Source organism: Micromonospora sp. NPDC005197 (genome assembly GCF_040608295.1).
GTDB lineage: Bacteria > Actinomycetota > Actinomycetes > Mycobacteriales > Micromonosporaceae > Micromonospora.
This window is the reverse complement of record NZ_JBEXHY010000058.1, coordinates 1-24,771: the sequence shown is the minus strand read 5'-3', so window position 1 is coordinate 24,771 and position 24,771 is coordinate 1. Positions and strand designations below refer to the sequence as shown.

Annotated in this window: 23 protein-coding genes; 16 read left to right on the top strand and 7 right to left on the bottom strand. The window is 71.9% G+C overall.

All coding sequences use genetic code 11. The features are described 5' to 3' along the window. The first annotated feature begins 66 nt into the window (after positions 1-66). Positions 67-1,044, top strand: a complete 978-nt coding sequence (locus ABZU46_RS19365) for a DUF559 domain-containing protein (protein WP_354859621.1) — start codon at positions 67-69, stop codon at positions 1,042-1,044. Between the two features lie 59 nt (positions 1,045-1,103). On the opposite strand, the gene ABZU46_RS19360 is transcribed toward ABZU46_RS19365, so the two are convergent. After that, on the bottom strand, positions 1,104-3,812 hold the full coding sequence (locus tag ABZU46_RS19360) for a COR domain-containing protein (protein ID WP_354859618.1): 2,709 nt from the start codon (positions 3,810-3,812) through the stop codon (positions 1,104-1,106). A 183-nt stretch (positions 3,813-3,995) separates the two neighbouring features. On the opposite strand from ABZU46_RS19360, the gene ABZU46_RS19355 reads away from it, so the two are divergent. After that, positions 3,996-4,580 carry a hypothetical protein gene (locus ABZU46_RS19355; protein ID WP_354859615.1) on the top strand — a complete coding sequence of 195 codons (585 nt, stop codon included), beginning with the start codon at positions 3,996-3,998 and terminating at the stop codon, positions 4,578-4,580. 247 nt (positions 4,581-4,827) lie between these two features. Here ABZU46_RS19355 and ABZU46_RS19350 read toward each other — a convergent pair whose 3' ends face one another. After that, a complete protein-coding gene (locus tag ABZU46_RS19350) occupies positions 4,828-5,121 on the bottom strand; it encodes a DivIVA domain-containing protein (protein ID WP_354859613.1) in 294 nt (97 codons plus the stop codon). Between the two features lie 213 nt (positions 5,122-5,334). On the opposite strand from ABZU46_RS19350, the gene ABZU46_RS19345 reads away from it, so the two are divergent. Genes ABZU46_RS19345 through ABZU46_RS19335 form a run of 3 tightly spaced genes read left to right on the top strand, consistent with a single transcriptional unit; the run spans position 5,335 to position 7,730 of the window. Continuing rightward, positions 5,335-5,574: a winged helix-turn-helix domain-containing protein gene (locus ABZU46_RS19345; RefSeq protein ID WP_354859612.1), complete on the top strand. Its 240-nt coding sequence runs from the start codon at positions 5,335-5,337 to the stop codon at positions 5,572-5,574. Beyond that, a complete protein-coding gene (locus ABZU46_RS19340) occupies positions 5,575-6,126 on the top strand; it encodes a hypothetical protein (protein ID WP_354859610.1) in 552 nt (183 codons plus the stop codon). A gap of 59 nt (positions 6,127-6,185) precedes the next feature. Continuing rightward, complete coding sequence (locus tag ABZU46_RS19335) at positions 6,186-7,730, top strand: NAD(P)-binding domain-containing protein (RefSeq protein WP_354859608.1); 1,545 nt, start codon at positions 6,186-6,188, stop codon at positions 7,728-7,730. Here the strand turns inward: ABZU46_RS19335 and ABZU46_RS19330 are convergent. The 4 genes from ABZU46_RS19330 to ABZU46_RS19315 form a co-directional block, all read right to left on the bottom strand. Then, a complete protein-coding gene (locus ABZU46_RS19330) occupies positions 7,714-8,313 on the bottom strand; it encodes a nitroreductase family protein (RefSeq protein ID WP_354859643.1) in 600 nt (199 codons plus the stop codon). The two genes, ABZU46_RS19335 and ABZU46_RS19330, sit on opposite strands and share 17 nt — an antisense overlap. Positions 8,314-8,447: 134 nt before the next feature. After that, positions 8,448-9,599 carry a glutamate--cysteine ligase gene (locus ABZU46_RS19325; RefSeq protein ID WP_354859606.1) on the bottom strand — a complete coding sequence of 384 codons (1,152 nt, stop codon included), beginning with the start codon at positions 9,597-9,599 and terminating at the stop codon, positions 8,448-8,450. Between the two features lie 47 nt (positions 9,600-9,646). After that, positions 9,647-10,810 (bottom strand): M20/M25/M40 family metallo-hydrolase, encoded by a 1,164-nt coding sequence (locus ABZU46_RS19320; RefSeq protein WP_354859605.1) that lies wholly within the window; start codon positions 10,808-10,810, stop codon positions 9,647-9,649. Positions 10,811-10,901: 91 nt separating this feature from the next. Beyond that, positions 10,902-11,465 carry a carboxymuconolactone decarboxylase family protein gene (locus ABZU46_RS19315; RefSeq protein ID WP_354859603.1) on the bottom strand — a complete coding sequence of 188 codons (564 nt, stop codon included), beginning with the start codon at positions 11,463-11,465 and terminating at the stop codon, positions 10,902-10,904. A gap of 382 nt (positions 11,466-11,847) precedes the next feature. Here ABZU46_RS19315 and ABZU46_RS19310 point away from each other — a divergent pair, with 382 nt between their 5' ends. Next, a complete protein-coding gene (locus ABZU46_RS19310; RefSeq protein ID WP_354859601.1) occupies positions 11,848-12,729 on the top strand; it encodes a DUF559 domain-containing protein in 882 nt (293 codons plus the stop codon). A 182-nt stretch (positions 12,730-12,911) separates the two neighbouring features. Here ABZU46_RS19310 and ABZU46_RS19305 read toward each other — a convergent pair whose 3' ends face one another. Then, positions 12,912-13,685 (bottom strand): hypothetical protein, encoded by a 774-nt coding sequence (locus ABZU46_RS19305; protein WP_354859599.1) that lies wholly within the window; start codon positions 13,683-13,685, stop codon positions 12,912-12,914. A 264-nt stretch (positions 13,686-13,949) separates the two neighbouring features. Between ABZU46_RS19305 and ABZU46_RS19300 the strand changes: the two genes are divergently transcribed. From ABZU46_RS19300 to ABZU46_RS19255, 10 genes are all read left to right on the top strand, one after another. Continuing rightward, the gene (locus ABZU46_RS19300; RefSeq protein ID WP_354859597.1) at positions 13,950-14,399 is read left to right on the top strand and encodes a ribonuclease domain-containing protein; all 450 of its coding nucleotides are present in this window, start codon (positions 13,950-13,952) and stop codon (positions 14,397-14,399) included. Between the two features lie 414 nt (positions 14,400-14,813). After that, positions 14,814-15,755 (top strand): hypothetical protein, encoded by a 942-nt coding sequence (locus ABZU46_RS19295; RefSeq protein ID WP_354859595.1) that lies wholly within the window; start codon positions 14,814-14,816, stop codon positions 15,753-15,755. 37 nt (positions 15,756-15,792) lie between these two features. Then, positions 15,793-16,962: a hypothetical protein gene (locus ABZU46_RS19290; RefSeq protein ID WP_354859592.1), complete on the top strand. Its 1,170-nt coding sequence runs from the start codon at positions 15,793-15,795 to the stop codon at positions 16,960-16,962. Positions 16,963-16,978: 16 nt separating this feature from the next. Then, on the top strand, positions 16,979-17,407 hold the full coding sequence (locus ABZU46_RS19285; RefSeq protein ID WP_234582446.1) for a hypothetical protein: 429 nt from the start codon (positions 16,979-16,981) through the stop codon (positions 17,405-17,407). Between the two features lie 28 nt (positions 17,408-17,435). Next, positions 17,436-17,690, top strand: a complete 255-nt coding sequence (locus ABZU46_RS19280) for a hypothetical protein (protein WP_088989350.1) — start codon at positions 17,436-17,438, stop codon at positions 17,688-17,690. A gap of 2 nt (positions 17,691-17,692) precedes the next feature. After that, the gene (locus ABZU46_RS19275; RefSeq protein ID WP_354859589.1) at positions 17,693-20,929 is read left to right on the top strand and encodes a hypothetical protein; all 3,237 of its coding nucleotides are present in this window, start codon (positions 17,693-17,695) and stop codon (positions 20,927-20,929) included. Further along, complete coding sequence (locus ABZU46_RS19270) at positions 20,926-22,404, top strand: hypothetical protein (protein WP_354859587.1); 1,479 nt, start codon at positions 20,926-20,928, stop codon at positions 22,402-22,404. Before ABZU46_RS19275 ends, ABZU46_RS19270 begins: the two co-directional genes overlap by 4 nt. Positions 22,405-22,406: 2 nt before the next feature. Continuing rightward, positions 22,407-22,907: a hypothetical protein gene (locus tag ABZU46_RS19265; RefSeq protein ID WP_053659787.1), complete on the top strand. Its 501-nt coding sequence runs from the start codon at positions 22,407-22,409 to the stop codon at positions 22,905-22,907. After that, positions 22,907-23,557: a hypothetical protein gene (locus tag ABZU46_RS19260; RefSeq protein WP_354859584.1), complete on the top strand. Its 651-nt coding sequence runs from the start codon at positions 22,907-22,909 to the stop codon at positions 23,555-23,557. Before ABZU46_RS19265 ends, ABZU46_RS19260 begins: the two co-directional genes overlap by 1 nt. Further along, positions 23,554-24,771, top strand: a 1,218-nt coding sequence (locus ABZU46_RS19255; protein WP_354859581.1) for a hypothetical protein, incomplete at its 3' end; no start/stop codon positions are given. The genes ABZU46_RS19260 and ABZU46_RS19255, both read left to right, overlap by 4 nt.

The window sequence follows — 24,771 nt, the reverse complement described above, 5'->3', positions numbered from 1 at the left end:
ACATGGGGAGTGCTGTCCACAGAGGCCGACGGGGGTCCTTGCGGCCCTCGGGGGCGGAGCCGCACGGTGCGTGGTGTGAACTCGGTGCTGCGGGAACTGGTGAAACGGTCCGGAGGGCTGGTCACCCGCGCGGCGGTGACCCAGGTGGTGCCGGAGTGGGCGCTGGAGCATGCCTGCCGCGGCGGTGAATTGGTACGGGTGCTGCCGGAGGTCTTCGTGGCGGCGCACCTGGTGGACAGTCGGCCGGGCATCCCGGTCCTGAAGCAGCTCGACCCGGGCGTGGCCCCGCTCGCGGCTCTCGCGTGGGCACGGGGGTGCGCGACACTCAGCCATGTCAGCGCGCTCGCCGCATGGGGCCTGCACGCGCCGACTGCCAACGAGCCACTGCACCTCAGCGCACCGATCAACGCTGGCCTACGGACGCGCCCGGGAGTGGTGGTGCACCGACGCAGGGGCCTCGTCATCGAGCCGCCGCACGTGGTCGTCCGCAGAGGGCTGACGGTGACCCGTCTTGAGCAGACCATCGTCGACTCGTGGCCGATCCTGCCGTCCGCCGAGCGACGGGCGCCGGTGATCCGGGCGGTCAACGACTGGCTGACCACCCCGGAGCGGCTGGCGGTCGCCCTCAGCAGCGAGCCGAAGCTGACCGACCGGGCAGCGTTGCGGATCCTGCTGACCAGGCTCGGCGAGGGAAGCCGTAGCCCGCTGGAGATCTGGGGCCACGAGCACGTGTTCACCGGCCCGACCATGCCGGAGTTCCGCCGGCAGGTGCCGGTGCGTCTCGGGCGCCGCACCGTGTACCTCGACATGTTCGCCGAGCGGGAACGGGTCAACATCGAACTCGACGGCTCCACCACCCCTGGCGACCCCCGCCAACGGGAGGCCGACCTGCGCCGGGACGCTCTGTTGGCGACCGTCGGAATCCTGGTGGTCCGCTTCGCCCATCGCCGGCTGGTCAACGAGGCCGACGACGTACGCCGGGAGACCCTGGCGATCCTCGCGACGCGCCGGGATCTGCGGCCGCCCGTGATCGGTGGCAGCTGAGCGATTCGACACGCCGCGTGCCGTTCTGCTGAGCTGCCACCGATCGGGGCGGCGCGGTGTCAGGCGGGCAGCACTGGCAGACCTGGGTCGTGCATGCGTCGGTGGGTCGGGCACACCCACAGGAACTCCCCGGTGGACGTCAGCACCCGGCCGAGCCCACCAAACGTCCGTACGGCGTCCAACTCCATGAGCAGCACCTTGAACGAGCGCAGGGCGGCGCCCTGTGCCACGGTCAGGGCGTGCCGTGACTCGGGCGGCGCGGCCAGCGCGTCCTCGGCGAGCGACGTGGGCAACGAGTCGATCAGACTCTTCATCAGGTCCAACTCCCGCTGCGCGTGCTCCAGGTTGGGCGCGACGTAGCCGGCCACCGAGGCCGCCACCGGATACACGAGGCGCAGGGTCTTGAACACCAGGTTCAGGTACGGCGCGGCCTTCTCCAGCCAGGCGCGCGGCTGGGTCAGCTCGTAGCTGGCCCCGTCCCAGGTGTGCCATTCGCCGGGCTGCTCGCACCAGAGGGTGATCCGGATCGACCGCTGCCCGAACGAGAGACGACGCCAGCCGATGGGCGGGATCGTGGCGACGGTGAACAGCCGCGGGCAGTCGGTCACCTCCGTGCCGACGGCCCGCACCAGTCGGCGCAGGTGGTGGGCCGTGTCCGCGGCGAACGACGCCGTCTCCGCCACATGGTCCCCGATCAGGCCGACCTCCTGGCTGAGGGTGCTGAGCCGTCGTTCCAGCCGGTTCAGCTCCGCGCCGAAGGGCTGCGGCGCCACGAAACCGGTCAGCAGGCCGGCGACGTCGTGGTCCTGCTGGCAGGTCAGGCAGGGGAGTACGACCTCCGGCCGGTTCGTCCCGGCCGCCGGGGTCACGTCGAACAGGCCGACGGACTGGACCGGGCCGGGACGCGTCGAACGCTCCCGGAACTTGATCAGCCCGTCGAGCGGAAAACGCCCGGTGCAGGCCACGCCGTCGGCGTCGCGGCTCGGGCACGGTACGAACAGCTTGAAGGGCAGGCCCGGCCAGCGCGTGGTGAGGAGGCGCTCCAGGCTGTCCCGCAGCACGTTGAAGAAGAGATCGGGCGACGGAGCGCGGACTTCGATGGCCAACCTGTGGTCGGCCTGCAACTCCACCAGCGCCTCGGACTGGTACGTGTCGATCGGATGGCGCAGGAACACGCCTCGCCGCCAGTGCCGACCCGTCGACGCGTCGTGGTGGCGGACGGTGATCCACGAGACCAGGCCCGGCGGCGCGCTCTCGCCGAGTTCACAGGTGAGCCGCAGCACCCGGATACCGTCCGGTACCGGCTGTGTCGCCTCCCACGGCAGCCGGGGGCGCTCGTACCGGACCAACTGGGCGATCAGGCTCCGGTCACCGTCGTTTAGCCGGTACGAGACGTCGAACTTCTCCATCAACCGCAGGAAGAACGGGTGGTGGACCGGGTTGTACGACAGGCCGTCGTCGCGCGGACGCCAGATGTGCCGCAGCTCGTGGTGTTCGAGGATTCCGTCGCCAGCCCGAACGCCGTGGTCCTCCAGCACGTGGCTGATCGCCTTCGTCAGCCACTCGGGGTTGAGGATCACGATGTCGCGCAGACCGTCGTCGTCGCCGTAGTAAATGACCTGGCCCAGGTCGTGCAGCAACTCGGCAAGGTGGACGACCTCGTCGTCGCGGACCCGGTGACGGCGGCAGATCGCGGCGAAGTCCTCGAAGGACATCTGCGGCTGGGCACCGGCCTGCGCCAGGATCTCGTCCCGGGCGCTGGCCCACCGGCGGCTGGTCAACTGGCCCATCTGCGGCAGCCGTGCCGCCTCGTCGCCGATGGCCCTCCGTAGCGCCGTGACGCCGCGGTTGGTTTCGCTGTCCACCGCGTACTGGCCCGCGATCATGCCCGGGAACAGCTCCCGCAGGCGCGGGAAGTCCAACTCCGGCCGCCGTTCGTCCGCGTGGGTGGCCACGATCATCACCGAGGCCTCCGTTCCCACCCGCAGTCGGATGCGGTGCAGCCAGCCCTCCACCTCGCCCTGCTCCTGGCCCTCGCGTGGGTGCCAGACGAGCAGGTAGATGGCGCGTCGACTGAAGAAGAACTGGTGGGTCACCCGGTAGATCTCCTGGCCACCGAAGTCCCAGGTGCGCAGCGTCAACGTCTCGTTCAGGAACGGGTGCGGCAGAACCAACTCCCGGATCTGAATGCCGTGCGTTGTCGGACGCCCCTTCACGAACTGCTCGCCGTTGAGCGCGCCCACCAGCGACGTCTTGCCGACGTTCCCCTCGCCCACCAGCAGGATCTTGGCCTCGTACTGCGGAGCCCCGTCCCCCAGGCTCTGCAGGTACGCCCCCAGCGCGGCGTCCCCACGACGCAGCGTCTCGATCAGGGCCTGGTCCAGCGGGTTGTCGTCGAGCCGGATCGTCAGCTGACCCCGGATCAGCAGCGGCGCGAGACTCGTCGGGAGGGTCTTGAGCAGGTTGCCCCGCAGGTCGAGCAGTTGCAGATCGGGCAGCGCACCAAGCTCCTCGGGCAGGACCGTGAGCCGGTTTCCGCCGAGATCCAGCTCGCGGAGGCGCTTCAGCTCGCCGATCTCGCGCGGGAGGTTGCTCAGCCTGTTTCCAGCGAGGTCCAGCTTCTCCAGCTGCCCCAGAGCGCCGATCTCGGGCGGTAGCCTGCGGATCTCGTTGCCGTACAGGGACAGCACCTCAAGCTCGGTCCGCTCCAGCAGGTCCGCGGGGACCGATGAAATGCCCGTCCGGCCCAGGTTCGCTACCGTCTTCATCGGTTGTCCGTCCTGTGCGACATCGGTGACCGACCACCACTATGGACGGCGGGTGCCACCGCGACGTCCCTCAATCAGGTCACGTTTCCCGACCGGCAGCAGGACGGACAGTGCCCCCTCGTCGCGTCCCGTCCGCCGGCGGCGGGTTGGCACAGCCCACCCCGGTACGGCAGCCTCGGCGTCGTGGGCACGTTCCTGACGCAGCTTCCGGCGCTCCTCGGTGTGTTGGTCGGCACCTTGGGCACGATCCTCGCCACCTCGCTCGCCGACCGCGCGCGCTGGCGTCGTAGCCAGAACGTGCGCTGGGACGAGCGACGCCTCGACGCGTACGTCGAGTTCGCGCACGCCCTCAAGGAGAGTCACGCGGTGGCGTTGCGGATGACGGCCCACCTGCGGCCTGGGTCGCACAGCCACCCGATCGACCGGGAGGAGGGCCTCGCCCGGCTCGCCGAGTCGGACGCGCGGCGCACCATCGTCTGGGAGAACCTGCTGCTTCTCGGCGACGAGCCCACGGTGCTCGCCGCCGCGGCCTGGCGGGACGCGATCTGGCAGTTGGAGCGGCTGGCCCGGGGGATCGTCCAAGTTCCGGAAGACATCTCGGCACAACTGGACAGGGTCAACGAGGCCCGGGACGGCTACTACCGGGCGGCCCGACGGAGCCTCGGCGTCCGGGGCGGCTCGGTGGAGCAGTCCGCCGCGCTACGTCAGGCGCTCGCCGGCCGGACGACCGTACCGGCCGAGAGCACGGTACGCGTCGACGACGTGTGACGAACCGTGGAGGGGATCTCCCCGGTGCCTTTCGGAGTCCGGAGACCGGCGAGTTGTACGAAGACCTCGCGCTTGACGGTCGCGTCGCCTCGGCGGTCGAGGACGTAGCCCGTCAACCAGACCCAGCCCTCGTACGTCGGCTGGTTCGACACCGACACGACGCGGAAGGTCAGGGCGCGGTCCCCGGCGAACTGCACCGAGGCTCGACCGTCGATGACGAGAAGGTCGCCTGGGGAGGGGCGCGCGGTCACCAGTGGCCGGAGTTGGGATGCTGCTCGTGCGGCGGCCGGCACTCCCGCGCGTGCATGGTCTGCCAGTCCCGTAGTGCCCGTCCGAGCCGGTCGTTCTCCCGGCTGAGCAGCCGTACCGTCTCGTTGAGCATGCCCAGCTCATCGGCCACCCGGGCTTGGAACTCGCGTACCTCCACGGGGTCGACGCCGCGCCGATGCGCGGCGAACTCGCGGGTCCGCACCTCGTACGGGGTCAACCGGGCCGCGTAGCCGGCGGGGTAGGGCCGGCCACCTCGATACACCTGAGCCACGACAGTCCTTTCTGAGAGCAGGCGGGAGCGCGAGATCGCGGTGGTGGGGTCGGGACGGGCACACGCACCCGCCCCGACCGAGGGGATGAGCCGCACTCGTTGCCACGCGAGGACCGGCTCCGCTCCAACATATCTAGACATGCTAGTTAAGTCAACGCTGCTTGTTAGGTGCGTCGCGGTGTGATCAAATCGGGTTGCCACGCGAGGAGTGCCATGCGAGAAGTGCCGGATTACTGGCGCATCGCCGATGATGTGATCGCCGATGTCAGGTCGAAGAAAGTCAAGCCGGGGGACAAGCTGCCCTCTATCGCTGAACTACGTGTGCGATACGACGTCAGCCACGGGACTGTGCAGATGGCCTACGCCCGGTTGGAGGCGCTGCGGGTGATCCGGCGGCAGCAGGGCAAGGGCGTCTTCGTGACCGACCCGAAGACCTGGATGCGCGAGCCGTAGGTGGCGTGGGACATCTCGGAACACGCCGCGTACGCGGGCGGCCTCGCCACACGGGTGGCTGAGCTGCGACGGCGTTTCCCCGACGCGCTCGTGACGTGCGATGTCGAGGGTGCGTTCGCCGGGCCCGAACTCATCTGCTGGAACGCCCGCCCGGAGGGGATCTGGTTGTGGGTGTTCGAGCCCGACGACGCTGCGGGAGTACGGCGAGCCCAGTCCCGGCTGGAACAGCTCCTCGCGGCTCCGCACGAGTTGACCAGCGTCGTGGACAAATCCGTGGTCGCCGGCCCGAACGACGTCTTCGAGAAGGGCTCTGTCACGGCGTCCAGTTACATCGACGTGGACGGGCGGATCGAGGTCCGGAACGGGCCCGGAGACGGTATCCAGCTGTTCCGGGCGTTCGACATCGAGGGTTTCGACGACACCGCGGAACGGGTCGCGATCAACCTGGCGCTCGGCGCCGCCTACAAGGCGGATCGGGACTCCCGGAAGGCATTGGGTTTCCGGTACGACCGGCCCTCTCCGCGTTCCCGGGAAGATGACGAACGGCATTGACACATATCGCTTGGCATCCCATGGTCGATGGATTCACCCCTCCGTCGAAGGGCCGCAGGATGCTCAGCAGTGAACACCGGTACGTCATCGTCGGGGCGGGGCCCGCCGGCCTTCAACTGAGCTACTACCTTCAGCAGCACGGCGCCGACTACCTGACGCTGGAGAGTGGCGACGAGCCCGGCGGTTTCTTCCGGCGGTTCCCGCGCCACCGCCGGCTCATCTCGCTGAACAAGGTGCACACCGACAGCACCGATCCGGAGATCCGCCTGCGCTGGGACTGGAACTCGCTGCTCAACGACTCCCCGGACCTGCTGTTCCCGCGCTTCAGCGAGGAGTACCTGCCGGCCGCTGACGACCTGGTGCGCTACCTCGCCGAGTTCCAGCGGGTCCATGCGCTCAACATCCGTTTCGGCACGACTGTCGAGCGGATCACCCGGACCGGCGACGGCTTCGTCGTGGGCACCGACCAGGGAGAGGTGCGCGCGCGCTGCCTGGTCGTCGCGACGGGCTGGGGCCGGCCCTTCGTGCCGGCCATCAAGGGCATCGAGCATGCCATCGGGTACGAGGACATGGTCGTCGACCCCACGGCGTACGACGGTCAGCGGGTCCTGATCATCGGTAAGGGCAATTCGGCTTTCGAGACCGCGTCGGCCATCCTCGGCCGAGCGTCGATGGTGCACCTCGCCAGCCGGCAGCCCCTGCGACTGGCGTGGAACACCAAGCACCCCGGGGACGTGCGTGGTCAGTACGGCGCGATCCTCGACAGCTACCAGTTCAAGACGCTGCACTCGGTGTTGGACTGCACGATCGACGAGATCCGGCCCGTCGACGGGCGGTTCCGGGTGTCGATCACGTACACCCACGCCGAGGGGGAGACCGCCGAACTGGACTACCACACGGTGCTGCGGTGCACCGGGTTCCGGATGGACACGACGATGTTCGACGAGACGTCCCGACCCGAGATGGTGCGCGACGGCCGCATGCCCGGCCTACGCCCGGACTGGCAGTCCAGCACAATCGACGATCTGTACTTCGCCGGCACGATCGCCCAGGCGCGGGACGCGAAGCACGCGTCGTCGCCGTTCATCGACGGCTTCCGGTACAACCTCCGGACGTTCACCCGGATCCTGCGGGAGCGCTACGAGGCCGTGCCGCTGTCGTACGCCACGACGCCGGCCGACGCCGTGTCGCTGACCAAGCTGATGCTCGACCGCGTCAACTGGTCCTCGGCGTTGTGGACCCAGTTCGAGTACCTTTGCGACGTCTTCGTCCGTGACGAGGCCACCGGCGACATCCACCACTACGAGGACCTGCCGGAGGACTACGCCGTGGAGCGTTTCGCGGCGGCCACGCAGTGGTACACGCTCGCGTTGTGGTGGGGCCGCGACGACTACGGCGACGTCTTCGCCATCGACCGGCACCCGACCCCCGACCGGGCCCGGGAGAGCGCCTTCATCCACCCGGTGATCCGGCGTTACCGCGGCACGGAACTCGTCCACGAACAGCACCTGCTGGAGGATCTGCTCGCCGAGTGGCGACGCCCGGACCGACACGTCGAGCCGTTGGTCGAGTTCCTGACCGGGGACCTCACCAGCGGATCATGATCTCGTCGAGGGGTTTGCGGGGCAGGTCGGGGACGTGGGCGTCCGGGGTGGGATAACCGACGGGCATCACGACGTACGGGCGCTCCTCCGCAGGTCGCTCGCACACCTCGTTGAGGAACCGCATCGGGCTGGGCGTGTGGGTCAGTGTGACCAGGCCGGCGTGGTGCAGCGCGGTGATCAGCAGGCCGACCGCGATGCCGACGGACTCCTTGACGTAGTACGGCTTCGGGCTGTGCGGCCCCTGGTGCACCTCGAACACGACGATGACGGCCGGAGCGGTCTCCAGGAACGGCTTGCGCCAGTCGGTGCCGAGCCCGGCGATCGCACCCAGCCACTCCGGCGAGGCGCGGCGGTCGTAGAACGCCCGTTCCTCGGCCTCGGCGGCCTCGCGCAGCCGGCGTTTGCGGGCCGGGTCGGTCAGGACGACGAACCGCCACGGCTGCACGTTGGCGCCGCTGGGCGCGGTCGACGCCGCCCGGATCGCGGCCTCGACGACCCCGTCGGGCAGCGGGTCACTGGCGAAGTCCCGCACTGACCGGCGCTGCGCCATCCGCTGAGCGAACGCCTCCGCCTCGCGCACCATGTCGGCCGGCGGTCGGCGGTGATGCTGGACGGGGACCCTGGGTACCAGGTCGGTGTCGTTCACCTGTGGCCTCCCTGACGAAACGGTGCCGGTCTCCGGTCCCTCCAGCATCGCGGAGCCGACGCCGCCTGTCGTTACGCAGGCGTGCCCTGTTCGCAGGCGGGCAGGTCGGGGGCGGTCCGGCTGACGAGCTCGTCGACCACGTCGGTCAGACGTCCGCGCACCGCCTGGGCGGCACGCTGACGGGTCGCGCCGTCGCCGTCCGCGGCGAGCCACTTCAGCCAGCCCTCCACCCGTTCGCGGTCACCCGCCGCGTCCAGCGCCGGCCGGGCACGCTCGACCAGCCGCTCCGCCAGGGCCGCGGCGGGCAGCAGCCGGCCCGTGCCGACGTCGACGCCGTGGCCGCCCATCCCGTCGCGGGCGGCCCGCCAGTAGGCGAGTCGCAGCAGCTCGGGAGCCAGCCGCGGGCCCTCGTCGCCCCGGTCCACGGCCTCCCCGGCGGCGACCACCAGGGCCCGCACCAGGGCAGCGAGCGCCGCGGACTCGGCGGCGGTGACCGGGACGTCGGCCACCCGTACCTCAAGCGTGGGGTGGTGTGTGGACAGGCGCAGGTCCCAGAAGATCGTGCCGTGGTCGACCAGCGCGCCGGCGTCGAGGAGCATGTCCACGTGGTCGTCGTACTGCCGGGCGGACGTCAGGTACGGCGGCGGGCCGGCCACCGGCCAGCGCCCCCACGTGACGCTGCGCCAACTCGCGTAGCCGGTGTCGCGCTCCGCCCAGTAGGGCGAGTTGGCGCAGAGGGCGAGGAGCACCGGCAGGTGTGCGCGCAGGTGGTTGCCGATCAGCACGGCCCGGTCCCGGTCGGGCTGCTGCACGTGGACGTGCACGGCGCAGATCGCCAGCTCGTCGTGCAGCCCACGGAAGGTGGCGGTGCCCCGATCCTGCCGCGGCCCCTCGGTGAGCGGCGGCGGCACGGCACGGCCCAGCACCGGCGAGCCGCTGGCGATCACCCGCAGACCCGCCGAACGGGCCGCGGTCTGGATGGCGGCCCGGCCCTCGACGAGCTGCGCGGCGAGGTCGTCGAGGCTCTGGCACGGGTCGGTGCGGGTCTCGATCTGCAACCGGGTGATCTCGCCGCCGACCCGAGGGCCGAGCGTCGCTCGCGCGCCGTCGACGACGGTGGCCGCCTCCGGTACGACCTCGCCCCGGTCGGCGTCGACGACGAGGAATTCCTCCTCGACGCCGAGCGGGGGAATGAGCGATTCCGAGTGCTGTCCCGTAGGCATGCCGAAGCCGACCCCTCGCTGCCGGTCACGCACCGGCGAGAAGCACGTTACGGGATGTCGTCGATGAGTCGCGGCCCGAAATGATCCATCGTGGACAGCGCGTCGACGAGTCCGGCGAGCAGCGCCGTCCGTTCGGGCATCCGGTCGAGGCAGATGTACTCGTCGGCGGCGTGCGCTCCGCCACCGACCGCGCCCAGTCCGTCGAGGGTCGGTACGCCCAGCGCGGCGGTGAAGTTGCCGTCGGACGCGCCAGCGGCGTACGCGCCGGTCAGGCGCGGGATGCCCAGCCGGCGGGCGATCGACTGGGCCACCTCCAGCAGTGGCCGCGCGAGCTCCGGAGCCATCGGGTAGCGGTTGATCCCACCCTGCACGGCCAACGTCGCCTCGGGCAGGAACGGGACGAGCCCGCGAATGGCGTGGTCGACGCGTTCGAGTTCGTCCCTCGTCCAGGCCCGGACGTCGACGGCCACGCTGGCGCGCTCGGGCACCGTGTTCGTCGTGGTGCCGGCGGAGAGCACTGTCGGTGTGACGGAGGTGCCGCCGCTGTCGGCCGCGCCGAGCGCGCCCAGGCTGAGAACCTGGTGGGCGACCTCGACGGTGGCGTTGACTCCGCGCTGGGGTTCGACGCCGGCGTGGGCCGCCCGACCGGAGACGGTGAGGCGGTAGACCGAGCCACCCTTGCGGGCCACCTTCAGGTGCCCGTCCGGGGTGGCCGCCTCGCAGACGAGAACCGCGCCCGAGCGCCGCGCCGCGCGCTCGATCAGGTGCCGCGACGTGCCGGACCCGCTCTCCTCGTCGCAGGTCAGCAGCACGCCGACCGCCGAGGTGTCCTCGATCAGGCTCAGGGCCGTGAACATCTGCACGATGCCGGCCTTCATGTCGCACACACCGGGCCCCGTCGCCACGTCCCCGCGGACGGCGAAGGGCCGGGACCGGATCGTGCCCACCGGAAAGACGGTGTCGAAGTGGCCGAGCAGCAGCACGCGCTGGTCGACGGCCGGCCACAGCAGGTGCGGCAGGCCGTCGATCACGACCCGGTGGGCGGGCCGGCCGAGCACGTCCTCCCCCCAGTCGGCGAGAAGGTCGGCACAGGACTCCAGCTCAGGCAGCGAGCCCGGTGCCGACTCGCAGGAGACGAGTGTGCTCAGCCGGTCGACCATGTCAGCTCGGAGCCGCTGGGCGGCGTCGAGCAGGAAGCGGGGACGGTCCATCGATCCCTCCAACCGCACGGCCGACGGGCTTCATCAGGCGTGCCCGTCGACCATCGCAGGGGGATCGGGGTGCGGTCACCCGTGGTTGTGCTCAGACTGCCGGTGTACGAGCCGCGGACCCGTAGCCGACGTCGACGATCCGGTGTGCCATCCCGGCGTAGGCCTCCTGGCCCTCGGGCGCGAACGTGCCGAGCCCGTCGACGTACCGGTTGAACATGCAGAACGCGGCGGCGATCAGGACGGTGTCGTGGATCTCCAGGTCGGTGGCGCCCTCGGCGCGGGCGTCGGCGACCAGCTCGGTGGTGACGTTGCGGCCACTGATCTGCACCGCGCCGGCGATGCGCAGCAGCGCCCGCAGCTTGGCCGAGATGGGGGCGGTGTCGAGATCCGCGCGTACCTGGTCGACGAGGGTCATGCCCTCATCGAGCTGCGCGGCGGCGAACGCCGAGTGCGACGCGCAGCAAAAGGTGCACTCGTTGCGCCCGGAGACGTACGCGGCGATCAGCTCGCGCTCGCCGCGCGGGAGCGTGTGCGGGGCGCGCAGCAGCACCTCGGCCAACTCGTTGAGCGGCTTCGCCGTTTCCGGGCGGTACCGCATCGGGCCGGTGACGCCGGGAAACTCCTTCTCGTCGATCCCCAGATCGATGTGCGCCATGGTGATCTGCCCTCCAGCCGTGAACCGGCCCGACCGGGAGGACGCCTCTGCCGGCGACGACTGCCCGTGCGGGGCGACGTGACAGGCGCCGCGCAGCCACGATCTCATCCCGTCCGACGAACGTCTTTCTTCATTCATGCTCTTTCCCACGACCGACCCGGACGGCGCGGCGACGGCCGGGCAGGCCCGGACGGATCACCACCGCATACCATGGGGATCCGCGGAGTGGTGTGCCGTCCACAGGCCCCTGCACTGTCCACAGCGGTGCCCGCACAGGCAATGGTCGACGACTCGGTGCGGCACGGTCGAGCCTGTGGATCCGCGACTGCGTGCCCTGTTGGTTCGGGGCGGTGGGCTGTGCACCTGGTCAGACGTGGTGCGAGTGGCACCCGAGTGGACGATTCAGGCCGCCCGGCGGGCGGGTCGGTTGGTGCGCCCGCTGCCCGGGGTCTACCTGGACGCCACCCTGATCCGGAGCACGGGCGCGGACGTGCCGATCCTGGCCCGGATCGAGCCCGAGCTGGCACGCCGGGCAGCCCTCGCGTACGCCGACGGCTGCGGCGCGCTCGGTCGACTGACCGCGCTCGACGTGTGGGGCCTACGCCGCCAGCCACCTGGTGAGCCGGTACACCTCGATCTGCCCGCCGGATCGGGCCTGCGGGGTCGGCCGCATCTCGTGGTGCGCCATCGCGCCGGGTTCGCGGTCGGGCCGCCGCAGGTGGTGGTACGGGGTGGGTTGCCGGTGACGCGGCTCGACCGGACCCTGGTGGACTGTTGGCCGCTGCTGCCACCGGTCGACCGCGCCGGGCCCCTCATCAGGGCGGTCAACGACCGGCTCACCACGCCACAGCGGCTCGTCGTCGCCCTGGCCGACGTGCCCCGGTTGGCCGATCGCGCGGCGCTGCGCGGTCTGCTGGATCGGCTCGCCGCCGGTTGCCGCAGCCCGCTTGAGATCTGGGGTCACGACCACGTCTTCACGGGTCCGGGTATGCCCACCTTCACCCGGCAGGCGCGGGTACGGGTCGGTGCCCGAACCATCTACCTCGACATGTTCGCCGAGGCGGAGCGCGTCAACGTCGAACTGGACGGCGCCACCACCCATGGCGATCCGGTCGAACGCGAGGTCGACCTCCGCCGCGACGCCCTGCTGGCCACCAGGGGAATCCTCGTCGTCCGCTTCACCCACCGCCGCCTCCTGGCGAACCCCGCCGAGGTCCGCCAGCAGACCCTGGCAATCCTCGCCAGCCGCCGCGCTCGCTCATGATCACTCGATGCTGACCAGTTCTCCGGAGCCCCTGACAACTGCTCAGCATCAAGTGATCATGAGCGGGATGCGGTGCTACTCGGAGGTGGACGGGAGGATGCTAGCCAGCCGGGCCAGCGTTGGCGATCATGGCAGAACGCGCGGATCGGGAACAATCGGCATGAAGGTCTATGCCGACCCGATCAAGATTTGGTAGCGCGGAGATGAAGAAGTTCGCCGATCCACCGCGCGGCCTCCCGCTGGGCGGCGAGCAGGTGCTGGCGGGCGTCGGCCACCTCCTGGTCGGCGTCCGCGTCGAGGTGGTCGCCCAGGATCGTCGTCCACCGTCGGCTCAGCTCCTCGGCGTACGTCGCCCTGCGCAACTGTTCGTCGAACTGGTACTCCAGTTTCACCATCCGGTCGACGTGCGGCTGGAGCGCCGGCATGATCCGCTCGTCGAGCCGGACGGCGGCGTCGGGTCGGCAGGTGATGAGGACGTCACCGCGCTGGTAGCGCCACTCGGGATCGTCGGCGAGCGCCCGCTGCAACGCCACCTCCAGATCGGCTGCCCGGTGCGGCGGCAGGTCCCGGGCGGCGTCGGCGGCGAGCCGGGTCAGCCGTTGGATGGCGTTCGGTTGGAAGTACTGCACGTACCAGCTCAACACCTCGGCGCGCAGGCTCGCGGGTGACGACCAGGCGAACGTGGCGCGGACGTAGAACGAGTACACGTACCCGCGAGAGGGGACCGCGATCAGCCGGGGCGCGTCGCGCTGTTCGATGAGCGGACCCGGCGGGGACGGTCCGGCCCCGGCTCCGACGGGTGCCTCGTCCTGGAGCGCGGCCACCAGCCGATCCCACGTCCGTGCCCACCACCGCCAACCCCGGACACTCACGTCCCGGGCGATGGTCAGCCCACGGATGCCCCGCCGACGCCACAGGTCCGCGGGCCTCGGCCTCTCCTCGGGAGCGTCCGTCATGGCACCCCTTCACGGTCACCGATCCGCATGTCACGCTAACAACCGATGACCGATATGCCCGTAGCCGCGCCGATGGCCCCAGGTCGGGTCGGCGTCGGGATGCTCGCGCTGCCCCCGCTGGTGGGGGGACCGATGGTCCGGGGTTCATCGAGCATTGTGGAGCAGTTGGGGTGCGCGGGCTGTTGCTGACGGCCGGCAACGGCGAGACTGACTCCGGTCCGCCAATCACGCGGATCGATGGATCGGATGGTCTGGAGGCAGCCTGTGTCCACCCTCGTGTCCCCGCTGGCCACGCTCGGCGCGATCCGCCGGCGTACCACCACCCTCGCCCTGCTCCTCACCATGGTCGCCGCCGCGCTGGTCGGCCCGTCCGTGGTGGCCCCACGGCTGACCGACTCCGCGTCGGCGGCGGTCTACAGCTCCTGCACCGTCAGCCGCTGCGCGGACGCGCGCACCGCACGCTCCGGCTGGTCCGCCAAGGGCTTCCCGACCAGCCGCGGCTGGTACTCCTGGAGCGGCGGGCTGTCCAACTTCGCCGGCGGCCGGTTCTACAACAACGAGGGTCAACTGCCCACCAACGCCACCTACTACGAGTACGACGTGTACCCGCGTACCCAGGGCGCTGCCCGCGACGCGTACCGGATCGTGGTGAATCGCAGCAGCGGCGCCACCTGGTTCTCGCCCAACCACTACACCGACTTCTACCGGCTCTGACCGACCCGAGGGCCGGCCGGTCGCACTCGGCCGGCCCTCGAGGCGTCGCCCCGGCCGGATCGGGAGGCACGTACGGAATGTCGCGGTCGGTGACGGCCGGCGGGGTGGTTACTCCAATGAGCGTTATGACTCTGAGGAATGAATATGACTCTGAGGTATGTCGCTCTCACGAGTGACCGAGGCCGGACGGCGCCGGGCGCGCCGGATCGTGCCTCCCGCCGAGACAACGCCAGCCCGGCCGAGGACGGTCAGTCGACAAGCCGCCGCTGACTGTGTGGGTGCTCAGTTCCCGACAGTCCGGCCCTCGCCGGGGCACGGTGACGGTGGTGGTGACGCTCGGGTGACGGCCCCTTCGCGATCCTCGTGCCCAGCCGGGCGGCGTGCCCTGGCAGGGGCAGCGGGGAGGCCGGTGCGGTGGACTTCGTCGACGGGGTGCTGGTGCGGTTGGCCGATCCGGGCACCCGCGCCGCCGTCTTCGACGACGCGTCGCTGGCCCACCTGGTCGAGGCCGCGTACGACACCGAGGCGATGCCGGTCGCGCCCCCGTACGCGGCGGTCTTCGACGAGCTGACCCTCGGCTTCGCCGCCGCGCCCGCGACGCTGGCCGAGGGGGAGTGGCTGGGCTCCGGCGGCACCACCCGTACCGAGCTGCGCGTACGGCTGCACGGCCTCGGCGGGTCGGCGCTGCGCATCGACGCGCTCTGGCGGGGCAGCCTGGTGGTGCGCACGAGCCTCGCCCGGGACCGGGTCGAGGACCTCGACGTGGCGGTGCCGGCCTTCGACGTCGACCCGCAGATCATCGCCGACCTCGGCGCGTTGCCCACCGACCCGGCGCTGTTGGAGACCGAGCGTCGCACCCGACTGGTGGCCCGGCTGCGGGCGGGCCTGCACCAGCCGGCCGCGTTCACCGACGCGCACCTGGACCGGCTGCTCGCGGGCGTCGGCGCCGCGAACGCGGGTGACCTGGTGGCGCGGATGCGCGGGCAGACCGCCGGCGCCACCGTACGGCTGCGCTACGCGGCGCCGCCGGCCGCGCCGCCCACACCCCGTCCGCTGCCGTTCGCCGCCGCCGTGCTGATCCGCGACCGGGGCTTCTCCCTCGCCGACCTGCTCGTCGAGACGCGGCTGGTCCGGGCCCGCGCCGAGGAGCTGGGCCTGGACGTGCCCGCACCCGACGACGTCCGGCGGCGGCACCGGGTGGTCGCCGTCTGGGTGGTCCCCATCGAGACGTTCGACGACGACGGTTGGCCCGGCGGCGACGCCGGCACCGCCGCGCAGAAGCGGGCCACCCGGTTCGCCCGCGCCGGCCAGTGGCTCGCCCGCAGCGGCATCGGACTGGCCGCCGTGACGACCTGAGAACCCAGACCAGCAGCAACTTCGTCCGGGAGGACCAGTGGCACCGACAGCAGCATTCCCGTTCATCGAGGTCCGGATCGTGCCGCCACCGGCGCCGCTGGCCCAGCGCTCGCCGGGCGTCATCGCCGTGGTGGGCAAGGCGCCGTCCACGGCCGACGGTGGCTCCGCCCCGGCGAACACGCCGGTCCGGATCGAGACCCTGGACGACGCGGTCACCAACTTCGCCCGCCGGCAGGCCGGCAACGTGGTCCGCAACGCCCTCTACAACTCGCTGGAACTGGCGTTCCTGCAGGACCCACGGCCGGCCAAGGTGTACGGGGTCAAGGTGGCCGGCGACGACTACGCCGCCGCGCTCGGCGGTCTGGAGGCCGCCGACGACGTGACCATGGTGTCGCTGGCCAACGAGTCGACAGTCGGCAACCCGGCCGGAGCCGGGGCGCCCACCGGGTTGCAGGCGCTCAAGGCGCACGTGGAGACGATGTCGGCCGCCGGCCAGCGGCGGATCGGCTTCGCCATGGTCAACCCGGCCACCGAGAAGGGCCCCAGCTACGTCGCCGACATCACCACCGCGGCGAACCCACTCAAGAGCAGCACCAGCCGGATGGTGATGATCGCCGCCCGGGGCGCCGACGGCGACGCCGCCACCGCCGCGATGGCGGCCGTGGCCGGCCTGCCGGTGCACCACAGCATCGTGCTGAAGAAGATCCGTGGGGTGGCCATCCCGGTGGCCAAGCAGTACAGCCCGGCCGAGATCAAGGGCCTCTCCGAGGCCAACCTCACTCCGATCATCGACCCGACGCTGATCACCGGCGAGAGCCTGCACTTCGCCGACGGGCGGCTTTTCACCACCGATGCGAGCCTGCTGCACGTCGACCTGGTCCGCACCCTCGACCAGATCGAGTTCATGCTCCGCGCAGGTCTCATCGGCCTGGTCGGCGACGCCCGCATCACCAAGCCGGGCATGACCCTGCTCAAGACCCAGGTGGACGGCATCCTCGGCCCACTCAAGCGGCAGGCGGTGATCGACGACTACCGCGTCGAGATCCCGGTGCTCGACATCCTCACCATCCCCGAGGCCGCCCGTACCGCCACCGACACCTCGATCGTCACCGCCGCCCGGGCCGACCGCACCGTCGACCTGGTCGTCACCGTCACGTACGGCCCGGCCGTGAGCCGCCTGCTGGTCACGCTCGTGGCCAAGTTCTGACCGGAGGAACCAGACCATGGAGTGGAAGACCCGCCTCGCGGTGCAGTACACCAAGGGCACCGAGACGGTGTTGATCAGCCCGATCGACTCGTTCAGCCCGTCCTTCTCGCTCAACGTCGAGGCGCTGCACTCGTGCGAGGTGACCCACATGGGCGTCATCCACGCGCCGGTGTCGATGAACTTCACGATGACCGTCAAGGCGATCGGGGATGTCGCCGGCCGGCTCACCAAGCTGGCGCTCGACGGCGAGCTGTTCGACATCGCGCTGCTGGAGCACACCGGCGACGACTGGGCGTTCTCGTCCTTCGTGCTGCGGGACTGCCTGATCACCAGCGCGACACCCACCACCGCCACCATCTCCGGCGCCCCGGCGGCGACCTTCAGCGGTTTCAGCCTGGCCGCCTCGGTCGACCCGAAGACCGGCGACCCGTCCGTTCTGCCGTAACCGACCGACGAGGAACCGGAGGTAGCAGATGGCGACCGGAGCTGGCCGCGCCGCCCGGGTCACCCGTACCGGGCTGGCCCTGGTGCACGCGGGTGAGCTGGTGCTGCCGGCGGCCGGCAGCGAGGCGGAGGCCGAGCAGGTGGCCGAGGACGATCGCGCGGTCATCGCGTACCACTTCCCGGTGGAGATCGAGGTGGTCGCGGCCGGCGGCGCCCTCGACGCCGACGCGCTCGCCGACCTCGCGCTGGCCCGGCTCGCCGAGCACCTGGACGGGCGGTTCTGACGGTGGCCATCTCGGTGCACGTGCCGGTGCGGATCCGGCTGGACGCCCGGTCGGTGACCGAGCGGCCGGCGGCCGTGACCGACGCGCTCGCCGCGGCCCTGGCCCGCGCCCTGGAACGCTCCCGGCAGGAGGTGGTCGCGCCGCGCGGCGGCTATCTGGAGGTGCGCGCCGCGGCGCCGGACTTCCGGTGGACCGGCCCGGCCGCCGAGCGGGTGTCCCCGGACGACCGGCGGGCCTTCGAGGCCCGGCTGCGCCGGCGCGTCGACGAGGTGGTCGCCGCGGCGCGGCTGGATCCGGGGCTGCCCGCCGGGGTGGCCGCGCCGCTGAGCCGACCGGCGACCGAACTGTTCGACCCGCAGCGGATGCGCCACCTCCTCGCGGTCTACCGGGTGCCGTCCTACGACGACGGCGGGGACGCCGCCGAGGTGCCGGTGGACGGAGACGAGCCGCCTCCGGTGACCTACCAGTGGCTGTTGCGACCGGCCACCTACCTGGCCGATCACTTCGCCGAGCTGGCCCGCGAGGCGGTACGCCAGCACGGTGGCCTGCCCTCCGGCGCACCACAGGGGATCATCGCGCGGGTGGTCGGCCCCGACGGCCGTCCGGTCTGGGCGATCATGGTGACCACCACGCCACTGTCGGTCCTGACCTTCGAGCGCTTCGGCGAGACGGTGTTCCGGGCCACCCCGCAGCCGCACTTCGAGGTGGAGGAGCGGGTGCCCAGCCCGCAGCCCGGGACGGTGCAGCGGCGGCCGGTCGCCGACCGGAGCGCCCTGGTCGCCATGGTGGACGAGGAGCTGAGCGCCGACATCCGGCAGCGGCTGCGGACCGCTTCGCCGCGCGGCGAGACCACCAGCGCCCAGGAGTACCAGGCGCAGATCGAGCGGGCCGTCGACGCGGAGGTGACCCGGCGGGTCGACGCGATCCTCGCCTCGGTGGGCGGGGCGACGCCGACGTGCCTGGTGGTGGTCAGCATCGGCGGGGTGTCCCTGCTGCTGGTCGGCACCGAGGAGACCGACGCCACCCTGCACTGGACCGGCACGGCCAACCTGCTGCCGATCACCATCGAGCAGCACCCGGCGGCCCCGCCGGACCCGAACGCGCCACCCGGCGGCGCGGGCACGGGTACCGGCACCGGCACCGGCACGGGTACCGGCACCGGCACCGGCACCGGCACCGGCACCGGCACCGGCGCGGGCACGGGCACCGGGTCCGGCAGTGGGTCGGGCGGCGCTGGCGGCACGGGCACCGGGGCGGACGGCGGCACCGGAGGCAGCGGGGACGGCAGTGGTGGCGGCCGGCGGGGCGGGTTCGTCTTCGACCCGAGCAGCCCGAGCGCGCCGGCCGGCGCCGAGGGCAGTCGGTTCCCCGTCGTCGGCGGCGGGCACTCGACGATGCCCGCCTGCGCGCCGTTCAACGGCGAGCCGGAGTTGGCCGCGCTCGGGCCGGACGGCGACGAGCTGCGTCGGCTGATGGACGACATCGCGTTCCGGCTGCAGATGGGTGAGCCGTGCCGCTATCCGGCGAACTTCTGCCTCCAGGCCGCCGCCGTGCTGCGCGGCCGGGCCGCGGCGATCAGCCTGCTGGTCGGCTCCGCCGAACGCGAGGCGTTCACCCGGCCCGTCCCCGAGGGCACCGGAGGGCTCGGCCCGCTGGACTTCCGGCCGGTCGCCTCGCCCGCCGTGCAGTTCCTGCGCCACCTGGCCGGAGTGGTGCCCCGCCTGGACCACCTCGCCCAACTGGTCATGGGCCGCTACAGCCAGCCCGAGCACTTCGCCCGCGTCCAGGGTGGCTGGATCGACTCGTCCGCCTCCTGGAACCTGCACTTCGTCCAGGCGCTCAGCCCAGCCGTCAAGGCCGCGGTGGGGCAGCTGTTCATCGTCGGCAGCCAGGCCATGCTTGTGCAACTGCTGCTCAGCTCGCAGACCGGCATCAACGCGCGGATCGCCCACTTCGACCAGTACGCGCCGATCTTCGAGCGGTTGATCGTCTCCCAGCTCACCGACTACGCCGAACTGCAGGGGCTGCGCGAGCGGCTGCGCCGGCACGAGGCGGCGCGGTGGACGGCCGAGCACACCGACGCCGGCGGCGGCGTCCTCGCCACGGTGAGCATGGCCAACCCGTCCACCGCCTGGTACGGGGCAGCCCGCGCCATCTCCACCGCGTTCCTCGCCACCGAGGCCGCCCTGACCAGCCCCGGCGCGGCCGGCGAGATCGTCGAACGCGACGGCGTCACGCGCATCCGCGACTCGCACGCGGTGCTGTGGACCCTCGCCGACATCGAACAGGCGTTGGTCATCCAGCGCGGCGAGGCCGAGGGCGTCGACCCGCTGGTCAAGCAGATCACCGACCTGCCCGACGTGCTGGCCCGCTTCGCCGGCAACCGGTCGGCGATCCGCGACGAGTTGTGGCGGGTGCTGCAGGACATGCGGCGCAACAACACCGAGATGCTGGGCCGCGCCCGCACCGATGCGCACTTCGCCTTCCGGTCCAGCCGCATCAGCGAGCACATCCCGTCGGCCACCATCGCCGGGTCGAGCTTCGCGTTGCAGGGCATCCACCTGGTCACGCACCAGCAGATCGGCGAGTTCTTCGGCGGTAACCTCTACTACGCCACCGGCGTCGACAGCCTGTTCCACACCGAGTTGGGCCGGGAGGCGCTGAGCGCGTTCGCCATCATGGTGGGGATCATCGCGCTGTCCATTCTCTGCCCACCGCTGGGCTTCGTGGTCGGGGTGGCCGTCGCCGCCGTCGACGTGGCGCACGCCCACCAGCGGGCCCGCCTCTACTCCTCGATGCTCGACCCGGAGCTGGTGCTCACCCGCACCGAGGTCGAGGTCGAGCTGTTCGCCGCGTACCTCGGGCTGGCGATGTCGCTGATCCCGGAGGCCGGCACCATCGGCGGCGCGGCCGTGCGCGGCGGCCGGGTCGCGCTGCGCTTCGGCGTCCGCGCGGGGCTGCGCGCCGCCCGGGGGTACGTGGTACGCCGGGTCACCCGACAGATCGTCGAAGCCGCCTCCCGCGACCTGCTCCAGGCGTTCCTCACCGAGATCCTGCTCAACGAGGTGCTGGAACGGGTCGTGCAGAAGCTGATGGAGCCGATCCTCGCGTACGTGGAGCGCGAGGCGATGCTCAGCGGCGCGGTCGGCGGCCCGGAGGGCGCCCGGTTCATCCTCATGGTGCTCGACTCGCAGCACGCCGCCGCGTCCGGCCCGCGCGTGCCGGTGGTGCGGCCGTGACCGGGCCCCGCCGGTTCCGCGCCGGCCGGTTCCTCGACGCCGCCGCCGTGCACGCAGCCGCCGACGCGAACCCCCGGCTGCGCCGGTTCATGCGGACCATCGCCGAGCACAGCGAGGCCGGCGAGGTGCGGTCCCGGCGGCTGCTGGAGCACCTCATCCGCCGCATCGTCGACGACGTCGGCGACCTGCACCTGGGCAACGCGCTCAACCGGCTGGAACGCATCGCCGTCCTGCGGGACAACATCGCCGCGATCCTCGACCATGTGCTGGAGGGTGGCACCCTGCCCGATGGGGTGCGGGTGGCGACCCTCGGGGAGTATTTCGACCAGCTCAGCACCGAGATGCGCGAGCTGAGCCGACCTCGCGAGGGCATCGTCGGCGACGCGCCGCTGCGGTTGGCCGACGACGCCGGCGCGTACGCCGACTCGCTGCTGCGCGAGTTCGACGGCGGCGGCGGCGCGGCCGGCCGGCACACCGAGCCGGCCGCGATCGTCGGTGACGCGTTCCGGGCCATGCCGGCGGACCGGCAGGCGGCGCTGCGCCGCGCCGCCGAGCTGGAACCGGCCGCGCTGTGGCGCGCGGTGGCCGCCGAGAGCGAGGGTGGCAAGCGGGCGGCTGTCGCCGATCTGGAGACCCGCCTCGGCGGTCGGCTCACCCCCGACGAGCTGGCCCGGCTGCGCACCGCCGTCGACGACCTCGGCCGGGCCCGCTCGCGCGGCCTGCAGATGAGCGACGCCCGCCTCGCCGACGCCCTGGCCCGCATCGGTGACCCGGACCTGCGGGCCGTGGTGGCTGGCGGCGACGTCTGGCTCACCCAACAACTCGCCGTGCACAACCCGGAGGCCCTGGCCACCCTGTGGCGGCGCTTCCGCGACGGGGGCGGACGCGCCGACGACGGCCCCGGCTTCCGCGCCTACCTGCGCCACGACATGGTCACCTATGGCCGGGGTGTCCTCGGTGAGTACAGCGCCGCGTTCTCCCTGAGCAGCATCGAGCTGTTCCTCAAGGGACCGGACGCCAACGTCAAGGTCGCCGGCACCGACCTCGTCGGCATCGGCCACGACGGCTGGGTGTGGCTCGTCGACGACAAGTCGCACCGAGCGAGCAGCGTCGCCGGGGTCAGCGCGCTCACCGACAACCTGGTCACCAACCTGCGCCGCGACGCCGCCGACTTCCGCGACGCCATCGCGCGGCTGCAACGCGACGACCCCGGCTTCACCCCGGACCCGCGCATCCTCGACGCGATCTCCCGGATGGAGGACGCCGCCGCCGAGATCGACCGGATCAACCGGCGCGGCTCCGCGTCCACCCGACCCGCGCGCATCAGCGCGGCGCTTGAGGAACGCCGGCTGCGGCTGCGGGTCACCAGCGCCGCGGGCGAGGTCCGCGAGATCACCCAGGCGCTGCGCGACCTGGGCCTGGCCGTCGAACCCACCGGTACGCCGGTGCCGCTGCCACCCGTCGGAGGGCGTTGAGCATGGCCATCACCAGCAGCTTCATGCGCTACGGCACGGTCCCGTCGGCGATCATCAGCGACGGGGTGCTGCCGATCCCGCTCTGGGCGGTCACCGCCATCTCCCTCGCGCAGACCTACCACCTGCCGCCGATCGGCTCCACCGCGCACAAGGCCATCGTGGCCACCCACGACGACACCATCACCCTCACCGGGGTGCTCGTCGGCGCGGAACGCTACGCCTGGAAGTTCGCCCTGGAGACGATGGCCGAGGCGAGCAAACGGGGCACCGCCCTCGCGGCGTACTCCGGGGGGAAGTTCGGCGGGCTCATCCTCGTCACCTCGATGACCATCCGCACCGACATGCAGGTGCAGTCACTGACCTTCAACGCCTCGGCCGCCCGCCGCGACGTCCTGGACACCACCATCACCCTCGTCCACGTGCCCCGTCCCAGCCTGCTCGGCAAGCTGCTCGACGTGGCCAGCATCGGAGTCGGCGCGCTCGCCGACGGGTTGGGCAACTGATGCCACCGTTCCCGATCGACCGCTACCTGCTGCCGGAGACGCCCATCGAGGTGCCCCCCGGGTTCACCGAGGTCCGGCAGAGCCTCACCGCCGGCCTGCCGCACCGCGTCGAGCTGGGCGCCGGCGTGCACGCGGTGCTGATCCTGCCCACCGGCCTGGCCCGGCAGTGGCTGAACACTGACCCCCTCGCCGTGGTGAGCAGCTCCGCCGACGACCTGACGCCCCGACCCGCGCCGCCCGCCACGCCCCGGGCGCCGGCCCTGGTCGGTCGGGTGCCGCTGCGCCTGGTCGTCCGCCAGGGCACCCGGATCCTCGGCTCGGTGCCGCTCGCCGCCGGCCTGCGGCGGGTCTGCCCCGACGCCGGCACACCCGTCGACCCCGCCGGGACCACCCCGGTCGCCGTCGAGGTGGTGGTGCTCGCCTGGCTGCTGCACGCCGGGACGGTACGCGGCTCCGGCGACTACGGCTCCACCCTGACGGTGGCGTGGCGGCCCGCCGACCGCGCGGTCGACACCTTCGGGCCGCCGCCTATCAATGAGTTCGTCTGGCGTCGCCGCCCACCCGCGCAGCGCGTCGAATCCGAGCTGGGCCCCGGCAGGCTGCGCTACCGCTACCTGCTCGACAAGAAGATGCGGAGGGTGCTGCGGTGACGCTCACGCCGTTCCAGACCGGCCAGGTGCGCCAGGGCGCGGTCGGCAACGACGCCGGCTGGACCCTGACGTTTCACCGGGAGACCCCGACCGGGCTCAGCCCCGACGTCGCGCTCACCCTGTCGAGCGCCGACTACTACGCGGCCATCGACGCCGCGCTGCCGGACGGGCTGGGCCCCGGCGCGTACACGATCACCGTGCAGGGCCTGATCGACGAGCACTTCGCCGCGCTGCGTACCGCCGAGGGGCAGCCGCCACTGGTGGCGAAACTGCACCTGTACTGGCGCGACGCCAACACCTCCGTCGGCGCGTTCTTCACCAACCTGGTCGGCGTCAACACCGGCCCGACCCCGGCCGAGCTGACCCAGGCGCTGGTCGCCGTGCTGCGGGTGACGAAGGTGCGCCGGCTCACCGGGGAGCGGACGTACGACACCGAGCTGACCCTCGTCGAGCAGGCGTACGCCCGGCTCGGGCAGCGGGTCGCCGAACGGTTCGAGGCGGCCACCTTCACCGCCGCGATCCAGGCCATCGGCGACCGGACCCGGGTCGACGTGACCGGGTGGGGCGCCAACCCCGACGGCACGATGACCCGGGGCGCCACCGAGGCGGCCGGCGACGAGCGGGTCGCCTTCGGGGCTGGGCTGCTCTACCGCGCCGCCCTGGAGCGTATCGGCGGCGCGTTGCAGCAGTCGCTCAACGCGTACGGGCGGGGGATGCTGCTGATCCGCGACGGCACCGTGCACGTCGGGAAGCGGCCGATCCCGTACCCGGAGGGGGAGCCGAAACCGCTGACCCTCGCCACCGGCCTGCTGGAGTGCACCGAGAACGGCACCCAGGACACCGACCCGTACGCGGCCACCGAGACCGGCGGCACGGCCGCACCGCGGCGCAGGGCGTGGACGCTGACCCTCAAGGGCCGCCCCGACCTGAAGCCCGGTGACCTGGTGCGCTTCGACCCGCCGGCGACCGACGAGGCCACCACGCTGGGCAGCGTCGGCGCGGCGCTGCTCGGGTCGTTCGCCGCCCCGTTCGCCCCGTCGACCGGTGAGCTGGGCGCGGGGGCGAAACTGCTCTACCTCAGCGCCGCCCGGCACACCCTGTCGCGTACCGCCGGGTTCGTCACTGTGGTGCAGGGTGTCGAGGTCACCTCGGGCGCCCAGGCGTGGGACACCTGGAGCGACGCGTCCGGTGTGGCCGCCGCCGAGCCGGCCGGC